The organism is Pseudomonas sp. EL_65y_Pfl2_R96, assembly GCF_963970905.1.
Taxonomy (GTDB): domain Bacteria; phylum Pseudomonadota; class Gammaproteobacteria; order Pseudomonadales; family Pseudomonadaceae; genus Aquipseudomonas.
Map to the genome: position 1 here is coordinate 1 of NZ_CAXAQH010000125.1, position 702 is coordinate 702.

The 702-nt window shown below is 62.3% G+C and carries 1 pseudogene; it reads left to right on the forward strand.

Annotated features, from left to right (window positions below):
• Positions 1–27 precede the first annotated feature (27 nt).
• Positions 28–702 (forward strand): annotated as a pseudogene (locus AACY49_RS29785) (IS3 family transposase); the annotation flags it as partial.

Below are 702 nucleotides of genomic sequence, written 5' to 3' on the forward strand. Positions count from 1 at the left end.
GTTTTCCTGAGGTGAAAGGCAAACTCGATGACGAAGCAACGACGGTTTACAAAGGAATTCGAGGACGAGGCGGTCCGGCTGGTGGCGACCAGTGGGCGCACGCAGCGTGAGGTTGCGGAAGATCTGGGGGTCGGTTTGTCGACGCTGGTTCGGTGGATCGGTCGTCGTCGTGATCGGTTGACGGAGATGCCGGGCGAAACACCGCAGGCAGATTTGGCAGCCGAGTTGAAGCGGCTCCGCCGGGAGAATGAGATCCTTCGACAAGAACGCGACATACTGAAGCGGGCGACCGCTTTTTTCGCCCGGGAGGGAAGTCGATGAGGTTTGCGCTCGTCGATCAGGCGAAGAAGGATTTCCCCGTACACCGCCTCTGCCAGGTGCTCGGCGTCAGCCAGAGCGGCTATTTCGCCTGGAAGGATCGTCCGGCCAGCCGGCGGCAACGCGATGACATGGTGATGCTGGCGCATGTCCGCTCGGCATTTGCGCTGTCGAACGGCACGTACGGCAGTCCGCGCATGACGCGCGAGTTGCAGGATGATGGCTTCGCCATCGGGCGACGGCGCACGGCGCGGTTGATGCGCGAGAACGGCCTGCGCGGTCGGCAGAAGCGTCGATTCAAACGGACGACCGACAGCGAGCATAGCTGGCCGATCGCGCCGAACATCATTGACCAGGATTTTACGGCGACGGCACCCAACCAGA